12 protein-coding genes and 1 tRNA gene are annotated in these 17,660 nt (G+C 53.9%); 11 read left to right on the top strand and 2 right to left on the bottom strand.

Translation table 11 applies throughout. From position 1 onward, the window contains the following. The 4 genes from ACRRUX_RS06305 to ACRRUX_RS06290 form a co-directional block, all read left to right on the top strand. A partial coding sequence (locus ACRRUX_RS06305; protein ID WP_432528307.1) for a hypothetical protein occupies positions 1-611 on the top strand: 611 nt, incomplete at its 5' end. A gap of 80 nt (positions 612-691) precedes the next feature. After that, on the top strand, positions 692-1,375 hold the full coding sequence (locus ACRRUX_RS06300; RefSeq protein WP_432528305.1) for a hypothetical protein: 684 nt from the start codon (positions 692-694) through the stop codon (positions 1,373-1,375). A gap of 729 nt (positions 1,376-2,104) precedes the next feature. Next, a complete protein-coding gene (locus tag ACRRUX_RS06295) occupies positions 2,105-2,839 on the top strand; it encodes a sialate O-acetylesterase (RefSeq protein WP_432528303.1) in 735 nt (244 codons plus the stop codon). A 151-nt stretch (positions 2,840-2,990) separates the two neighbouring features. Beyond that, positions 2,991-4,034: an NAD(P)H-quinone oxidoreductase gene (locus ACRRUX_RS06290; protein ID WP_432528301.1), complete on the top strand. Its 1,044-nt coding sequence runs from the start codon at positions 2,991-2,993 to the stop codon at positions 4,032-4,034. A gap of 414 nt (positions 4,035-4,448) precedes the next feature. On the opposite strand, the gene ACRRUX_RS06285 is transcribed toward ACRRUX_RS06290, so the two are convergent. Further along, positions 4,449-6,161, bottom strand: coding sequence for a hypothetical protein (locus ACRRUX_RS06285; RefSeq protein WP_432528299.1), 1,713 nt, complete (start codon positions 6,159-6,161; stop codon positions 4,449-4,451). A gap of 316 nt (positions 6,162-6,477) precedes the next feature. Further along, positions 6,478-6,572: transfer RNA gene (locus ACRRUX_RS06280), tRNA-Sec, on the bottom strand. A gap of 702 nt (positions 6,573-7,274) precedes the next feature. Here ACRRUX_RS06280 and fdnG point away from each other — a divergent pair. From fdnG to fdhD, 7 genes are all read left to right on the top strand, one after another. Beyond that, positions 7,275-10,292 (top strand): formate dehydrogenase-N subunit alpha, encoded by a 3,018-nt coding sequence (gene fdnG / locus ACRRUX_RS06275; protein ID WP_432528297.1) that lies wholly within the window; start codon positions 7,275-7,277, stop codon positions 10,290-10,292. Positions 10,293-10,294: 2 nt separating this feature from the next. After that, complete coding sequence (gene fdxH / locus ACRRUX_RS06270; protein ID WP_432528295.1) at positions 10,295-11,221, top strand: formate dehydrogenase subunit beta; 927 nt, start codon at positions 10,295-10,297, stop codon at positions 11,219-11,221. A 5-nt stretch (positions 11,222-11,226) separates the two neighbouring features. Then, a complete protein-coding gene (locus tag ACRRUX_RS06265) occupies positions 11,227-11,871 on the top strand; it encodes a formate dehydrogenase subunit gamma (protein ID WP_432528293.1) in 645 nt (214 codons plus the stop codon). Positions 11,872-11,873: 2 nt separating this feature from the next. After that, the gene (gene fdhE, locus ACRRUX_RS06260) at positions 11,874-12,836 is read left to right on the top strand and encodes a formate dehydrogenase accessory protein FdhE (RefSeq protein WP_432528291.1); all 963 of its coding nucleotides are present in this window, start codon (positions 11,874-11,876) and stop codon (positions 12,834-12,836) included. A gap of 84 nt (positions 12,837-12,920) precedes the next feature. After that, on the top strand, positions 12,921-14,396 hold the full coding sequence (selA, locus tag ACRRUX_RS06255) for an L-seryl-tRNA(Sec) selenium transferase (RefSeq protein WP_432528289.1): 1,476 nt from the start codon (positions 12,921-12,923) through the stop codon (positions 14,394-14,396). A gap of 156 nt (positions 14,397-14,552) precedes the next feature. Further along, a complete protein-coding gene (gene selB / locus ACRRUX_RS06250) occupies positions 14,553-16,706 on the top strand; it encodes a selenocysteine-specific translation elongation factor (RefSeq protein WP_432528287.1) in 2,154 nt (717 codons plus the stop codon). Then, positions 16,703-17,539: a formate dehydrogenase accessory sulfurtransferase FdhD gene (fdhD, locus tag ACRRUX_RS06245; RefSeq protein WP_432528285.1), complete on the top strand. Its 837-nt coding sequence runs from the start codon at positions 16,703-16,705 to the stop codon at positions 17,537-17,539. The genes selB and fdhD overlap by 4 nt, the downstream gene beginning before the upstream one ends. Positions 17,540-17,660: the final 121 nt, after the last annotated feature.

Genomic DNA, 17,660 nt, shown 5'->3' with positions numbered 1-17,660 from the left:
GCGGACAAGCCGCTGAATGCGGCGTTAAATTGCTAAACGGAACACGAAGTTATATGGATGGTTTTACATTTATTTCAGAGATAGTCAAAGCACTTGCATGGCCAAGCGCTGTGATCGGTCTGGTATTTATATTACGGAAACCAATTGTTGAGATTGTTCCATTAATGAAGAAGCTTAAGTATAAAGAATTAGAGCTTGAGTTTTCTCAAGAAGTACAAGACTTAAAGTCTAAGGTAAGCGATGCTCTACCAGAAAAAGACAAGCAGCCTCCATTGGGTGTGCCTGCACAGTCTAAGGCACTAGATCTTGTATCATATTCCACACGCGCTGCCATTATTGAAGCTTGGATTGAGCTTGAGGCCGCGGCAGTTGAAGTTGCTAGTTCATTCTGGAGTCAGCCTCCTAGCGATGTATTTCGAAACGATCCAAAACTAGGTGACTACTTACATCAATGTAAGGTTCTAGATGATAAGCAGCTTGTAATCTATAAGAAGCTTCGCCAGCTAAGGAATAAATCAGCTCACGCTGAAGAGCTTAGCTTAAGCGAAAGTGATGCAAGGGCATATGTGGAAATGGCAAGCAATCTAACTAAACACATCAAGAATTTTTAAGCGCAATTTAACAAGACGCTCAAGCGAGGACGCGCTAACGCGCGCCACTTAGCTTGGCGTTAGCTGTATAAGGAAAACTCATGGAACGAGTAGCATCCAAAAATCTCGAAGAAGCAATTATCAAGCTCCGAAGCACTGAATCTCAAATTATGGATCTTGGGAAAGCTGTTTTCTCAGCAGATAATGGCAACATGTTTCCTGTAGACCTCCTTGCAATCGCTGCAATGAAAAGAACTAGTGGTAACACGGAAGGCTTCATCACATTAATTGAAGCGAAAAATATGGCCGCAGCTAGGTCATTACTTAGAATTCAAATTGATACGTTTTTGCGATTTTCTGCGACTTGGCTTGTAGAAAAGCCTCACGATTTTGCTGCTGATGTTATAGGTGGTAAACAAATCAGAAACTTGAAGGACAGAAACGGAAAACAGATGAATGATGGGTATTTAGTCGACGTTCTGAGCCCAGAATACCCATGGTTAAAAGACATATATAAAAATTTATGCGGCTATATTCATTTTTCTGGTTCTCATTTGTCAAACGCTGTGCAGAGTCTTAATGACAATGAAAGAACGGTGACATTTCATATTGGAAAAGAAGATATTCAGTATCCTGAATGGTCTTGGACAGAGGCGGTGGACTGCTTTACTAATGCGATCAGTATATTGTTTTATTACATTGATGGCTGGATTCAAACTAAGAACGGCATAGATACAGCTAACAATCAAATTCATCCGACGCCAAAAAACGGCGCGGCTGATTAGGGCGTTAATTCCCTTGCCCTCAAGTAACTAATGTCCCCAAGTCAGTTGAACTGATGCTGATGGTTGCACCCAGTCTCCCTCGAAGCGGCCGCGGGGGATTGATTCAAATGCTGTGGGCGAGGCATGGATGCCGAGTCAGCGCCAGTCGAATCATGGACGAGCGTCTGGCGCGATAAGCGATTTGAATCGAATCACCAAGGGGCTTTCCGCTTCGTCGGGAGTCGCAGGGGGATTGGACAAGGGGGCCTGTCGAAACGGTCCCCTTTCCCCGGGTGTGGGGTTGGGCGAATGCTTGCCGACGGCAAGCGTGCTTATGAGCGAGAGGTAGGGATGCCGAACTGGCTGTTGTACAAGGATGTATTTACCCACGACTTTCGCCGCTGACGAGCGGCATGTCCCGCAGGGACAAAACGAGAGTTCTGCCAAGCGTAGCTTGGCTAATCTATACCTCAGGCAAATTTGGAATGCCCATTCCACGACTTTAACCGCTGGCAAGCGGCATATCCCGCAGGGACAGAACGGGAGTTCTGCCAAGCGCAGCTTGGCTAATCTCTGCCGAAGGCAAACGTGGAATGCCCATTCCGCGACGTTTAACCGCTGGCAAGCGGCAAATTCCCTTTCCTTCTTCTCTTAAAGAACCTTCAGCAAAGTTAAGCAAATGTAAATTCGGTGGTGGTGAGGCCAACGTGGCTGGCATGGTATGGCTTTTAACTATTGTTGGGGGCTGTAGTGAAATCGCTATCGTTATTGCTGTGTTTGTGTGGGGGCATGCTGGGAGCATCGGCGGCGCTGGCTGATGAGGGCAAGCATCTGTTTATTCTGTCCGGTCAGTCCAATATGGCGCGGCTGGATATTAATCAAACCTTTGTGCCCGCGGTGGAGCGGAAATATGGCGCCGATGGGGTGATCGTAGTCAAGCTGGCCGAGGGGGGGCAGCCCATTCGCCGCTGGCTCAGAAGCTGGGTGTCGGCCAGTGGCGAGCGGGCAAAGGACAGTGGCGATCTTTATGTGAAATTGCTGGAAGAGGTTAATCAGGCGGTTCACGGTCAGCCCCTTTCCAGTGTCAGCTTTATCTGGATGCAGGGTGAGAAAGATGCCTTTACCCAGCAAAGTGCTGTGTATAAACAGAGTCTGCAAAATCTGTTGGCACAGGTGCAGCAGGATCTTGGCCGGGAGGATGTCAATCTGGTGCTTGGGCGGCTGAGCGATGCGGGTATCAAGACAGATCTGAAATCCCGTCAGCAGTCCAAACCGGATTGGGTGGCTATCCGCAATATCCAGATGCAGTTTGCCGATGAGTATCCGCGTGGCGCCTGGGTGGACACGGATGACCTGAATACCGGCCTGAACGACAGAGGTGAGCAAGTAGTTGATGACATCCATATGACGATAGCTGGGTACCAACTGCTGGGTCAGCGCTTCGCCGACGCCGCAATCGGCCTGATTGAAAGCAAGCATCCCTGAGCTGCGGGATACTGGGGCAGGCTTAACCCAATTCTTTCCGGCTGCCCCTATTCCCTGTCCGAAGGCGCCAGGGGGCTGAGCCAATTGGCATCTTCTCAGACCTCTTTTATAGTGTTGTCATCCCTCAGATAGTGACACTAAAGGACAGAAGATGTTGCCAATTAACCTGCCTGATACTTATCAACATATTCAATTTACCCCAGGGTGCAGCCCCGAAGAGATGACCCTGACCACAAGCCCTGTGCCGCAACCTGAGGCCCATCAGGTGCTGATTAAGGTGCATGCCGCCGGGGTCAACGGCCCGGATGTGGCGCAGCGCAAGGGGGTGTACCCCGCGCCCGAGGGGGCGAGTCCCATTCTGGGGCTGGAGGTCGCCGGAGAAATTGTCGCGCTGGGACAGGGCGTCAGTCGCTGGCAAGTGGGCGACAAGGTCTGCGCCCTGGTGCCCGGTGGCGGTTATGGGCAGTATGTGCTGACCCATAGCGAACATTGCCTGTCGATCCCCGATGGCATGGATATGGCTCATGCGGCAGTGCTGCCCGAGGCGCTGTTTACCGTGTGGGGCAATCTGGTCATTCGTGGCCGTTTGCGACTGGGGGAAACCCTGCTGGTGCATGGCGGCAGCGGTGGCATCGGCAGCGCTGCCATCGCCGTGGGCAAGGCGCTGGGCGCAAAAGTCATAGTTACCTGTGGCAGCCAGGATAAGTGTGATTACTGCCTTGAGCTGGGGGCTGATGCGGCGCTCAACTATAAAGATGACGACTTGCTGGAGCAGATCCTCGACGCCAGTGCCAGGGAAAGTAAGAGTGCCAGTGAAACAAGAGGAGGCGGCGTGGATCTGGTGCTGGATCAAGCCGGTGGCGAGATGGTGAATCTCAGCATGAAAGCGCTGAATACCGATGGCCGAATGGTGTCGGTTGCCATGCAACAATCACGTACCGCAGAGGTAGACCTCTTCCGCTTGATGGCCAAGCGTATCAGCTGGACGGGCTCAACATTAAGGCCGCAATCTGATGCGGCCAAGGCGGAGATTGCCAGCCAGCTTGAACAGGCATTCTGGCCCACACTGAATGGCAAGGCTGCGCTGTTACCCATCTACCAAAGTTTTGCGCTGGCGGATGCCGGCAAGGCTCATGTGCTGATGGAGTCCGGACAACACAGAGGCAAGATAGTGCTGACTGTCAATCATGAGTAGACAAGCAGAAAAGCATTGAACCACGAAGGGCACGAAGAAGAGCAAGCACATCTGACCTAACTCGGCTTTTTCGTCTTTCCTCCGTGTCCTTCGTGAAGCGCAGCGCTCTGTGGTGAGTGCTTTAAAAGCGAAAAGCGGTTAACCACAGAGGGCACGGAGGACACAGAGAAGAGCAAAAGCAATTCGCGGTACTCGGCCTGTTCTCGCTTTTCCTCCGTGTTCTCTGTGAAGCGCAGCGCTCTGTGGTGAGCGCTTTAGAAGGGAAAAGTGGTTAACCACAGAGGGCTCTGAGGTCACAGAGAAGATCTGAAGCATTTCGTGGTGGGTGCGGTTGTTAGCAAGGACGTCCTGAAAACAGACGCCTTGAAAAAAGACCCGGCATTCGCCGGGTCTTTAGTTTTGAAAAGCAATCAGTTACTTCAGCTTGGTCAGATAAGCCAGGAGCTCCAGCTTGTTGTCCCGCACTTTGTAAAGCATGTCCATAATTGGCTGGATAAGCTCGTGGGCATTATTGCTGTTGGCTTTACCGGTCAACCAGGACTTAACGGCAACGCCAGTTATAAACACACCAAATAAGCCGGCGGGCAGTTGCCATTGACGGGTGTAATAGGCCAGCGCGCAGCAGCCCGCTGCAGCCAACGCCACGATAAGTTTGGCAAGCCGGCTGGTATCACCATAGTCATGGACAGACTCAGGCATCTCCCAGCGACCTTTACTGATGTTGTAGTAGTACTCGCTGTAACGTCGATATCGGTCGTTTCTGTCTAAGCGGGAGTAGCCAATCAGCAGATAGTCGCCCACATCAGTGTGGGTCATCAAAGACTCCGGCAGCCACTGCTCGAACACTTCGCCCTGTTCATCTTCCACTGTGATCTTGCCATCCAGTTTGGAATCCCGAACCCGATAGCTGTGGGTTTCATACTTGGTATCCACCACATGGCCATAACCATTTTTATAGTCGGTGCGAATCGTCTCCGTGTGGGTCACATCGCTGACGCTGGTGTTCATATTTCTGTCGGTCACCTGCACCATGTAGCACCAGGCGCTGCCATCGAATTTCTTATTGGTTCTCAGCACATGACGGTAGATAAAGTCCTGTTTGTGGGAGACATAGAACTCTTTCATCTTGTCCAGCCGCATCTGACGGATACTCTTGCGCTCAGGCGCCTGGTCCTGTGGCTCGGCATCACAGACCTGCAGCTGGGAATCTGCAGCGGCGTCCATGGCGCTGATCGTCCCCAATTCGGCTTGTTCTGCAGTTGGCGTCTGTGGTGGCAATAAATCGCTTTGAGCGGTTTGTCTGTCACCACAGTGAGGGCAGAAGTCACTGTTTGCCTGAATACGCGACTCACAGCCGCCGCAGAATATATCGTCGTCCTGACTTGGTCGCTCCAGGCGGTGATAGCCCAGCTGGTATTTGCTGATTTCCAGTATGTTGGCGATGGCCGCTTTGATGCTTTCCTTGCGGGCATGGCATTTATGGAAGTTGTTCAGGCTGGCGTTGTACCAGGGCACCATACAGGCGAGGCTGAGGAAGGCGCCCATGACAAAGGAACCGTCACCCAAATCCGACACCCCGGCCACGATCAGGGAAGCAACGATAGCCAGCAACAGGCCGAGAAAGATAGTGCCGCCAAGGCTGGGTTTGCTGCAGTCATAGTGATTGGTCAGGGTGGATACCTGGCCATCATCATTGTGCAGTATTACCCCACCTGCCAGTTGGTCGTTGGTCACTATGCCCTTGGCGGCGCTGTCCAGTTTGTAAGTCAGCTTGATGCTGGTTGGCTTCAGCAGAGAAATGACATCGCCCACTTTCAGGTTGTTAAAGGCGCTGTTTTCGGCATTGATGCTGATCTGTTTGATCTCGCCTTCAGCACTCTCCAGGGTGATCCACCAGTAGGAGTAGGTGATGCTGTTGCTGCCGCGGGTGTGGTGGCGCTGATAGTGAAAGCTGCGCTTGAGTCGGCCGGTAAAGGTTTTGGCCTCCGGACAGGATTGGCTCAGCTCATCCAGCAGTTGGGGTTCAATATCGAGCAGACCGAGCAGTTTACGCCCCTGCTGAATTTCTTCACCGCATTGAGTACAGAATTTGTCCTGAAGATAGAGCGTGTTACCGCAATGGTGCATGGGTCATCCTTATTGCTGAGCCAATTGAAAACCGGGGCAGACTAGCGGAATGTTGGCGGATGTTGAACCTTGAAAATGAGCCATGACTCAATCTGTGAAGTTACTCAATAAATCACTGAATTACGGCGCTCTTTGGCCGTGTCTCAGGTACAGATTTGACTGTGTCTCAGGCACAGATTTGGTACGGCTGGCGGTGGTCGCTGTGCCATTGCAGTAGACCAAAGCAGTGGATAGATGGCTGTGCGGGAACGGCGGGATCTGTCAGCAATGAGCGAGTTGATTATTGGTGGTAATAATTGGGTATTGAAAGGGATTTTGGCGGAAGAACACAGGAGTTGAACCTGCCCGGGACTGCTGGCAGCCCCACCCGGATTTGAAGTCCGGACGCCTCACCGGAGACGACGTTCTTCCCTTTTGGTGTTGCGGATACTAATGACATTCGGCCCGCAATGACAAGCCCATCATACTGTCATTATTGGTTTTTGAGACCTGTGTGGCATTTGCCGCGATAACTGCTGCTGGCAGTGAATGGGGCAAATCGATCAACGGGGGCAGACTTGAGTTGTCTGGATTTTGTACTGGTGATGGCAGGTTGAGGCTGTTTTGTATGCTGGTCAAAAGTTATCAATGTGGGTCATTTTGTCCTTTTTGTTGTTTACGGGGTTTTTAACTTTCTCTGAGGATCTCACTTCAGCATGGAATTTAATGTTCATACCCCTTTGAAAAACCTGTCTTCCATTGCTTTCATTTTTTGATAACCGTGAATTGCTGGCAGCTTAATTAGCCTGTTGTTAAGCAATGATTTTGGGACATTATTTACCATTGTGGTGGGTAATTATGTCGCAGTCTGTTGTTGATGTGTTTGGTGGTCAAATTAACTGGCTTGTTGTTGATTTTTTGGTTGTTTTCGCCTTTGTGTGGCGTGTTTTGTGGTTGGTTTTGCTGTTTGGATTTTAGTGTGATCTCTGTCTGTTGGGATAAATTGTTATTTTGAGTTTGTTTTCTGATACTGCGGCCGTTGTCGGGTAGCAGGATGCCTGCAACAAACCAAAATATTGCGACCCGGGCATTGCCCGTGATTGCAGAATTTAATCCAGAGTGAGGCGACTTTAGATGGACAGACGACAGTTTTTTAAACTGTGTGCCTGCGGAGCGACCACCTCAGCTATTGCAGCATTGGGCATGATGCCCGGTGAGGCGATGGCCGCGCCCCGTGAGTATAAATTATTAAGAGCAAAAGAAACCCGTAATAACTGCTGTTATTGCTCTGTGGGTTGTGGCTTGTTGATGTACAGCCACGGCACTGTGGGCAAAAACTCTGAGCAGAGTATTTTCCACATCGAAGGTGACGTGGATAACCCGGTTAACCGTGGCGCCCTGTGCCCTAAAGGTGCCGGTCTGGTGGACTATGTCAACAGCCCACACCGTAACCAGTACCCAGAAGTGCGTGAGCCGGGTACCAATGAATGGAAACGCATCAGCTGGCAGGAAGCCTATGCACGTATCGCCCGTCATATGAAAGACGACCGCGACGCCAACCTGATCGAAACCAACGAAGCCGGCACCACAGTAAACCGCTGGCTGACCACAGGCATGATGACCTCGTCGGCGCAGCCGAACGAAGGCGGCTTTATTACCCATAAGTTTGCCCGTGCCACTGGCCTTGTTGCCATCGATACCATTGCTCGTAACTGACACGCCCCAACGGTAGCAAGTCTTGCTCCAACATTTGGGCGCGGTGCCATGACCAACCACTGGATCGACATCAAAAACACCAACGTCGCCATTATTATGGGCGGCAACGCTGCAGAAGCGCATCCCGTCGGCTTTGGCTGGGTGTCAGAAGCCATGCAGCATAACGATGCCAAGCTTGTGGTCGTAGATCCACGCTTTACCCGCAGCGCCTCTCTGGCTGATGTGTACGCGCCACTGCGCAGCGGCACAGACATTGCCTTCCTGCTGGGTGTGATCCGTTATCTGATCGAGACAGATCAGGTTAACCACGACTATGTGAAGGCCTATACCAACGCCAGTTTTATTGTGCGTGATGATTTTGAATTCAACGATGGTCTGTTCAGTGGCTTTGATGAGCAAAGCGGCACCTATAACAAAGAGTCCTGGTTCTATGAGCTGGACGAGCAAGGCTTTGCCAGGGTTGACCCAAGCTATCAGCACCCACGCTGTGTGTGGAACCTGCTGAAAAAGCATGTTGATCGCTATGACTTTGATACCGTCAGCAATATCACCGGCACCAAGGTAGAAGACTACCAGGCCGTGTGTGAAGTGATTGGTTCGACCCATACTCACGATCGCGTTGCCACCTTTATGTATGCACTGGGCTGGACCCACCATACCAAGGGCGCGCAGAACATTCGCAGTATGGCGATGATCCAGTTGCTGCTGGGCAACATTGGCGTGCTGGGCGGTGGTGTCAACGCGCTGCGTGGTCACTCCAACGTGCAGGGTGCCACCGATATGGGTCTGCTGTGTCAGAACCTGCCGGGTTACCTCAAGCTGCCAAACGACAATGACATCAACCTTGAGACTTACCTGCGCAACTACACGCCAGTGCCGCTGCGTCCGGGTCAGACCAACTACTGGCAGCACTATCCCAAGTTCTTTGTCTCGCAGATGAAGAGTTTCTGGGGCAAGCATGCCACCAAAGACAATGACTATGGCTACAACTGGCTGCCCAAGTGGGATCTGCAGTACGACTACACCCGCCATCTGGACATGATGTATCACGGCAAGGTCAATGGTCTGTTTGTACAGGGCGTGAACTGTATTAACTCCCAGCCAAACCGCAATAAGGTACTGAAGGCGCTGAGCAATCTGAAGTACCTGGTGGTACTGGATCCGCTGCAGACCGAAACCGCGACCTTCTGGCAGCACGCTGATCAGTTCAACGAAGTGAATCCCGCGTCGATTCATACCGAAGTGTTCCGTTTGCCAACCACCCTTTTTGCCGAGGAAGAGGGCTGTATCGTTAACTCAGGTCGCTGGATGCAGTGGCACTGGAAGGGCGCCAACCCACCGGGTGAGTCCAAGCCAGATGCAGAGATCCTGTCCGGCATCATGCTGAAACTCAAGCAGATGTATAAGGATGAAGGCGGTAAGTTGCCTGAGCCGATTGAAGCCATTAAGTGGGATTACCACACGCCATCTTTCCCGCACGGGGAAGAGGTGGCCAAGGAGCTCAACGGTAAGGATATCGCCACAGGTCGCCAGCTGGATAACTTCACTCAGCTCAAAGATGACGGCAGCACTGAATGTGGTTGCTGGATCTACTCAGGTTGCTGGACTGAAGAGGGCAACATGATGGCCCGCCGTGACAACCATGATCCATCCGGAAAAGGTATCACGCCGGGATGGGCGTTCGCCTGGCCGATGAACCGCCGCGTACTGTACAACCGCGCCTCCTGTGACGTGAACGGTAAGCCCTGGGATCCCAAGCGGATGATCCTGGAATATACCGACGGCCACTGGCATGGCATAGACGTGGGCGACTTCAACATGAAGCTGCCACCTCAGGAATCTGCCCATCCATTTATGATGCAGCCTGAAGGTGTGGGCCGTTTCTTCGCCCTCAAGCTGTTGGCTGAAGGTCCGTTCCCTGAGCACTACGAGCCAATGGAATCGCCTATCGGTACTAACCCGCTGCACCCGAATGTGATCAGCAACCCTGCAGTACGTATGCTGCCAGGTGTGAAGGAGACGCTGGGCAGTAATAAGGAATTCCCTTATGTCTGTACCACTTACTCTATGACTGAGCACTTCAACTACTGGTCGACTCACTGTCGTCTGGCGGCCATCTCCATGCCGGAAACCTTCGTTGAAATCGACGAAGTGCTGGCTAAAGACAAGGGTATTGCCAACGGTGATTGGGTACGTATCAGCTCCAAGCGTGGCGCCATGGAAACCAAGGCGCTGGTGACGCAGCGACTGCAGCCGCTGAAGGTGAATGGTCAATGGGTTCACACTATTGGTCTGCCACGTCACGGCAGTCACAACGCGCTGATCCGCAAGAGCTTTACCTGTAACGTGCTGACCACGGAAGTGGGTGATGCGAATACGCAAACACCTGAGTACAAAGCATTTTTGGTCAACATTGAGAAGGCGGAGGGGATCTGATCATGTCTGCACAAGATATTATTTTAAGTTCAGGCACATCTGAGCTGACCCCGGCCGCCCAGGTGCGCCGCAAGGTCGCCAGGATGACCAAGTTGTTCGATGCCACCAAGTGTAATGGCTGTAAAGCCTGTCAGGTGGCCTGCTCTGAGTGGAATGACTTAAGAGCGCCAATCGGCGAATTCTCCGGCAGCTACCAGAACCCGGCAGATCTCTCTTCCGAGTGCTGGACGCTGATGAAGTTCCACGAGTTCAAGAAGAACGACAAGATGCACTGGCAGTTCACGCACACCGCCTGTATGCACTGTGATGACCCAGCCTGTTTGACCGCTTGTTCAACCAAAGGCGCCATCGTGCAGCGCAGTAACGGCACAGTGGACTTTGACTCAGACAAGTGTACCGGTTGTGGCTATTGCGTATCGGCCTGTCCGTTCAACATTCCACGTTTGGATCCCATCGATCAGAAGGCCTACAAGTGCACCATGTGCGCTGACCGTACTCAGATTGGTCTGGAGCCAGCCTGCGTCAAGACCTGTATTACCGGCGCGCTGCGTTTCGGCACCCGGGAAGACATGTTGTTCTACGCAGATCTGCGGGTGAAGCAACTGAAAGAAAAGGGCTATGCCAATGCCGGTCTGTACAACCCGCAAGGGGTAGGCGGCACAGGTATGGTGATGATTCTGCACGATATCAACCAGCCTGAAAGCTATGGCCTGCCGGCTGATCCCAAGACCAGTTTGCCGGTCAAGTTGTGGCAGGACGTGGTTAAGCCTCTGGGCGCCGCGGGCATTATTGCCACCGCCGCTGTGGCCGTTGCCCACCGCATTATTGTGGGGCGCAACATTGTGGAAGAGGACGAACCGGCTGCGTTCGACCATTCCCATGATGGCCAAAGCCATGGTGAGTCCCGCCAGAAGTCAGACAAGGAGTAACGGCTATGCATAAGAATGAAAGGATCTTGCGTCATACACTGTTCGACCGACTCTGCCACTGGTTCATTGTGGCGACCGGTCTGGTGACCTTCCTGACGGGCTTTGCCTTCTTCTTCCCCTCGTTCCAGTGGCTGGGCGGCATTGCCGGCACGCCACAGATGGCGCGTTTTGTTCATCCCATCGCCGGCCTGATGATGTGTCTGCCGCTGATGTTGATGCTGGTGCGCTATTACCACCATAACAAGTGGGAAAAGAACGACCTGACGTGGATGCTGGCCATTAAGGATGTGATGTTCGAGAACGAGGATAAGATCCCCGCGATCGGCCACTACAACCCGGGTCAGAAAGTGCTGTTCCGCACCTTCGTGGTGACCTCCATCGTGCTGACCGTGACAGGTTTTATGATGTGGCAGCCTTACTTCGCCCCTTACTTTGACGCCTCCACCATTGAGTGGGCCATTCTGCTGCACGCCATCTGCGCGGTGATCATGCTGATCTTCGTGATGGTGCACTTCTGGATGGCGACCTGGGTGGAAGGATCTGTGGCCGGTATGTTGTACGGCACAGTATCCCGGGCCTGGTGCAAGAAGCACCACCCGAACATGCTGAATGATCCAGAACTGAAAATTATTAAGCAGGAAAAACACTGATTATGAGCACTGCAACCCCTTCTGTAACCGGATTGGACCCTGAAGCCCTGGCCAAAGACGCGGCCGATGTGTTGACCGTGATACCGGCAAACCCTGCTGCTGTGTATGCACGCCGCGCAGCACGTTTGCAGGAGCTGGCGGATGACACTGTACTGAGTGACTACTTTGGTCTGCTCAGGCTGTTGACCCAGTCTCAGGCCCGACTGGCAGCTTCTGACAGCGAAAGCCTGTTTGGTCCACAGCCGCAATTGCAGCTGTCTGGCTCCACGCCGCTGAGTCTGGCCAGTTTCGACTGGGGCAATGTCTGGCAGTCGGGGTTGCAGGAGCTTATCAGTGAGTTGCTGCCGCTGGTGTCTCCTTCAGTGCAGCAAGTGCTGAAGGAGCTGGCCACCACAGAGCCTGAGCAGCTACAGCGCTGGGCGACAGAGATGCTGGATGGACGGTTTACTTGCGTTCCTGCCCGTTTCAGCCTGTTTATCTGGTCGGCACTGTCACTCTACTGGTCGCACTGGGCAGTATGCGTGGCAGAGGTTCAGGCCAAGGTGGGCGAAGGTCATCACAGGCTGTGTCCTGTGTGTGGCTCTCACCCCATCGCCAGTGTGGTGCGTGAGCAGCCCCGTCAGGGATTGCGTTATCTGCACTGCAGTCTGTGTGAAACCCAATGGCACAGAGTGCGCGCCGAGTGTACCTGTTGCGGTGATAACCGGGATATCCATCTCTGGGCTGAAACCGAAACCAAGGCACCTTTGCGTATCGAAAGCTGTGGCAGCTGTAAGGGTTACACCAAGATGCTGTTTACCGACATCAACCCGCGCCTGGAAGTGGCGGTCGATGACCTGGCCAGCATGGTGATGGATCAGCAACTGGTTGAGGAAGGATTCCATCCTTCCACCGTCAACCCGCTGCTGCTGGCCCATGAGGAGCCCTCGGCTAGCTCTTGTGAAGAGCCTTCAGCCAACGCTTAGTAATTATTAGCAGTACTGAAAACCTGAGGAGGCACCCTGTGCCTCCTCTTTTTAACCCAAACAAAGATCAATTCCCCAAGACTTATGACTCAAGCTATCGACTCTTGCAACGCGCTGTATCGACTCCTGCCGGCCATGGATAGCCTGCTGAAGATATCTCAAGTGATGAGTTTTATTGATAAATTCGGCAAACCTCAGGTGAAAGCCGAGCTGACCCGAATGCTGACGGCGGCCCGCAGCCTGATTGCCAAGCAGGGAACCCTGCCAGCCTGGTGCACAGATGACGCTGCGCTTGTTCGCGAGTTGGAGCAGGCGCTGCACCATGCCTCTCGCCACAGCTTAAGCCCTGTGATTAACCTCTCCGGCACCATACTGCATACCAATCTGGGACGCAGCCAGATGTGTGAATCGGCCATCAGTGCGGTAACTGAAGTGATGCGTCACCCTGTTCCGCTGGAGTTTGATATGGGCGCAGGCAAACGTGGTCACAGGGATTCGCGCATCAGTGAGCTGGTGCATGAACTGACCGGCGCCGAGGCCTGCTGCGTGGTGAACAATAATGCCGCGGCCGTGCTCCTGATGTTGGCGTCTGTGGCGCCGGGCAAAGAGGTGATTGTGTCCCGGGGCGAGCTGGTGGAGATTGGCGGCGCCTTTCGTATTCCCGACATCATGGCCCAGGCCGGTTGCAAGCTGGTGGAGGTGGGCTGCACCAATCGCACCCACCTTAAAGATTACGCTGCCGCCATTACCGACAACACTGCCGCCATTATGAAGGTGCACACCAGTAACTATCATATCGCCGGGTTTACCAAGTCGGTCTCTGAGGCCGAACTGGCCGGATTGTGCCGTGAGCGTGGCATTGCGCTGATTTCCGATCTCGGCAGTGGCGCACTGACCGAGCTGTCGCGTTTTGGCCTTGCTTGCGAGTCCATGCCCCAGCAGATGCTGAGTGATGGCGTTGATCTGGTGAGTTTTTCCGGTGACAAACTGCTGGGCGGTCCTCAGGCGGGTTTGGTAGTGGGCAAAAAGGCACTGATCGACAAGCTGCAGTCCCATCCGCTGAAGCGGGCACTGAGATGCGACAAGATGGTGCTGGCCGCGCTGGAAGCCACCCTGCTTGAATATCGCAAACCTGAGCAGCTGGACACTGTAATGCCAATCTTTCGTAAGCTGTCGCGGCCATTAACCGAACTTGAAAGGCTTGGCAGGCTGCTGATGCAGGGGTGTGAGGAGCTGGATACGACTCTGGGGGTAGCGCTTGAACCCTGCCAGACACAGGTGGGCAGTGGCTCCCAGCCGGATGTGCTGCTGGAGTCTGTGGCCCTGTGCTTTACCCCATCGTTAGGCCTGGCCGAAGACTCGCTGATATCGCTGGACAGGCATTTTAAAAATCAGAACGTGCCGCTTATTGGCCGTCTGGGAGCAGGCAAACTGTGGCTGGATCTGCGTGGCAGCGATGACGATGGTGAACTGGCGGCAGCTCTGTATGAGTGCATCAGCCGTTGGCAGGATAAGCGAACTCGACAGACTGGCGCTGCAGCTTGCGAGGTCGCCGCATGATTATCGTAACCGCAGGCCATGTGGCACATAGAGAGTGGCAAGACCCGTTTCATCAAGCTGAGTGTGGGGCTAAGCAATGATTATTGTTACTGCAGGGCATGTGGCACATAGAGGGTGGCAAAACCAGTGTCATCAAGCTGAGTGTGGGGCTAAGCAATGATTATTGTAACTGCTGGGCATGTGGACCACGGCAAAACCAGCCTGATCCAGGCGCTGACCGGCATGAACGCCGACCGTCTGCCGGAGGAGCAGCGCAGGGGCATGACGATCGATCTGGGCTACGCCTTTATGGATCTGGCTGATAACCGCCGTTTGGCCTTTATCGACGTGCCGGGTCACGAAAAATTTATCAACAATATGCTGTGTGGCGTCAGCCATGCCAAACATGCCCTGCTGGTGGTGGCCTGCGACGATGGCGTGATGCCCCAGACCCGGGAGCATCTGCAAATCCTCTCTTTGATGCCACTTGAGAGCCTGACTATCGCCCTGACCAAGTACGACAGAGTGACTGCCGACAGAGTCAGCGAAGTGCAGGCCGAGCTGGGTGTCTGGCTGGCCAATACCGGTAATCTGCAAGGTGTATCCAGACAGGAGTTTATTGTCTCTGCGCACACAGGTTTTGGCATTGCCGAGCTAAAGGCGCATCTGCAATCGCTGGCCGGGACCGATCAAGCTGCAGTCGATTCGGCGCCTTTTCGCATGGTGCTGGACCGGGCATTCAGTGTAAAAGGCGCAGGTCTGGTGGCAACCGGTACAGTGATTAGCGGCCTCGTTCGCACTGGCGAGCGACTGTATCTGTCCGGAGCCAGGCACAAGCATCATCAAAATCAGGTGCGGGTAAGAGGCCTGCACGCCCAGGGACGGGAATCCAATGTTGCCAGTGCCGGTGATCGGGTGGCGTTGAATCTGACTGGCAATGAGCAGGTTATCGAGCGTGGCGACTGGCTGAGCTCCATCGCCACACCAGAGCCGGTATCCCGATTTGCCGTGGTACTCAGTGGTTTTATCCCCAAACACTGGCAGAGCGTGCACCTGCACCATGGCGCCAGTCATCTTCTTGGTCGTATCGCCCTGCTATCTGATACGCCATTGACCACATCCTCTGTCAATCGCAAAGCGTATCTGGCTGAGCTGGTGCTGGAGCAGCCTTTGCTGCCAGCCACCGGCGATATGCTGGTGGTGCGCGATGCCTGCGGCCGCGAGACGCTGGGGGGCGCCCGGGTGCTTGAGTTGGAGGTACCAACCCGGGGTAAGCGCACCGCCGAGCGCATTGCGTATCTGACTGAGCTGGCGGCCTGTATTAAAAGCACCAACAAGACACCTTTGCAGGCACTCACAGTGAGTTGCAGTCGCAAAGCGGTATCTATCGCGCTGCAGAGCTGGAGTTGGCAACTGAGTGAGGTTGAACTGCAGCAGCACCTTGGTTGTGATCATCATGGCTGTGCTCATCGTGGCAGTGTTCATCGTGAGCATGACAATAGCGGGCGTGCAATCAGCGGCCACAGCGACAGTGCAGGCCTGGTCAGTCGTGGTGACTGGCTGGTGAGTCGCACGCTGTTTGATGGCTTTAAAACCGGCATGATGGACAGGATTGCCGCTCACCATGAATCCAACCCGGACGAGTTGGGGCTGGGTCGGGCGCGGCTGCTAAGGGTGTGTCACTCAGGCCTGCCAGCGGCGTTGGTGAATCAGGCCATTGATGAGCAGCTGGCAGCCGGGGAGCTGGCGATGACCCGGGGGCAGTTGCATCTGCCAAGACACGCCATCAGCTTGTCGGTTGATGAGCTGCCACTGTGGCAGCGCCTCGAGCAGATGTTCATTCAGTCGCGCACGCCACTGTGGACCTCGGATATTTGTGAGCCTTTAAGCTTGACTCCCAAACAGGCCAGAGCCCTGTGTTACAAGCTGGTGCAGCTGGGTTACATCAGTGCGCTGCTCAAAGACAGATACATTCTCAGCGATACCTTGCAGGCAGGTGCTGCCATGATCCTCGCACACCTTGAAGAACATGAGTCTGTGAGTACCTCTGAGTTTTGCGCCGGAATGCAGATGGGGCGCAAAGCCGGGATCCAGCTGCTGGAGTGGTTTGACCGAATCGGCTTTACCCGGCGACTGTATCAGGCCAACAGCCGCACCTTGCGGGATGCTGAGCTGTTTGATTATTTGCGGCCGGGAACAAGGCCTGATAGCAAGGCGCAAGCTTCTGAACCCAAACATTTTTCCATTTCGGCAACAAGCATGTCAGCCCATCTATCAACTAATAGGGCCGACGGCCAGCGTGCCGGACTTTCCACAGGGATATCTTCATGAATAGCGAATTTCACAACAGCATCCGTAGCATAGATGCGCTGTCCAGCTTTAACGGCAGCCTTTCCCCTGTGTCTGATGAACTGGCGCAGGAGGTGCGGGTGGCGCTGGTGTACAACGGCATCTCCCACACCGTGATGATGGCCTCGCCCATGAACCTGGAGGCCTTTGCTGTTGGCTTTACCCTGTCGGAGCGGATTGTTGAGTGTGCCTCTGAAATCAAAGGTGTTGAACTGGAAGAAGTGGAGCTTGGGGTGATAGTGCATTTGGAAATCACCACCCGCCGCTTTGCCGAGCTCAAGCAGCACAGACGCAATATGGCGGGCCGTACCGGCTGCGGTCTGTGTGGTGTTGCCCAGCTGGATCAGGCGATAAAACCAGTTGTTCCAGTGGTCGGCAGCAGTCGCTTTAACCTGGCGGTGATGAACTCAGTGCTGCGGACGTTGAAGCAGCAACAGCCCTGTTTTCGGATCACTGGTGCGACCCATGCGGCCATGGCGCTGGATCAGGATGGTTGCGTTATTGCCGGGTTTGAGGATGTGGGCCGACATATCGCCCTGGATAAGCTGATTGGTCACTTTGCCCTCAACAAACTGCCCATGCCCAGGGCCGTGATACTGACCAGCCGTGCCAGTTTTGAGATGGTGCAGAAGGCGGCCGCAGCGGGTATTGAGATCCTGTTCGCCATGTCGGCGGTGACGGCGCTGGCGCAGGAACTGGCGCAGCAGAGCAATCTCACTCTGGTGGGATTTTGCCGTGACAACCGGGCCATGGTTTACAGCTGCGGTGAACGAATTGTGACCGGTGCAGCCCCTATGTTGCAGCGCGTGGGGTAAGAAAACCCTATCTGGTTAAATTTTGTATTCCGACGTATCGACGGATCCCCGGGTGAGGTATTATCCGCCGCTTTCGTTTTTCAAAGTGATTGACACTGTGGTGAGGAGACTGCAATCAAGT

The sequence above is a fragment of the Shewanella sp. GXUN23E genome, assembly GCF_050865035.1.
GTDB lineage: Bacteria > Pseudomonadota > Gammaproteobacteria > Enterobacterales > Shewanellaceae > Shewanella.
Note: the sequence above shows the minus strand (reverse complement) of the source record. Positions and strands in the feature narration are given on the sequence as shown.

Coding starts and splice junctions, on each gene's coding strand:
- ACRRUX_RS06300 (WP_432528305.1), top strand. CDS start 692: ATGGAACGAGTAGCATCCAAAAATCTCGAAGAAGCAATTATCAAGCTC.
- ACRRUX_RS06290 (WP_432528301.1), top strand. CDS start 2,991: ATGTTGCCAATTAACCTGCCTGATACTTATCAACATATTCAATTTACC.
- ACRRUX_RS06285 (WP_432528299.1), bottom strand. CDS start 6,161: ATGCACCATTGCGGTAACACGCTCTATCTTCAGGACAAATTCTGTACT.
- fdxH (WP_432528295.1), top strand. CDS start 10,295: ATGTCTGCACAAGATATTATTTTAAGTTCAGGCACATCTGAGCTGACC.
- ACRRUX_RS06265 (WP_432528293.1), top strand. CDS start 11,227: ATGCATAAGAATGAAAGGATCTTGCGTCATACACTGTTCGACCGACTC.
- fdhE (WP_432528291.1), top strand. CDS start 11,874: ATGAGCACTGCAACCCCTTCTGTAACCGGATTGGACCCTGAAGCCCTG.
- selA (WP_432528289.1), top strand. CDS start 12,921: ATGACTCAAGCTATCGACTCTTGCAACGCGCTGTATCGACTCCTGCCG.
- selB (WP_432528287.1), top strand. CDS start 14,553: ATGATTATTGTAACTGCTGGGCATGTGGACCACGGCAAAACCAGCCTG.
- fdhD (WP_432528285.1), top strand. CDS start 16,703: ATGAATAGCGAATTTCACAACAGCATCCGTAGCATAGATGCGCTGTCC.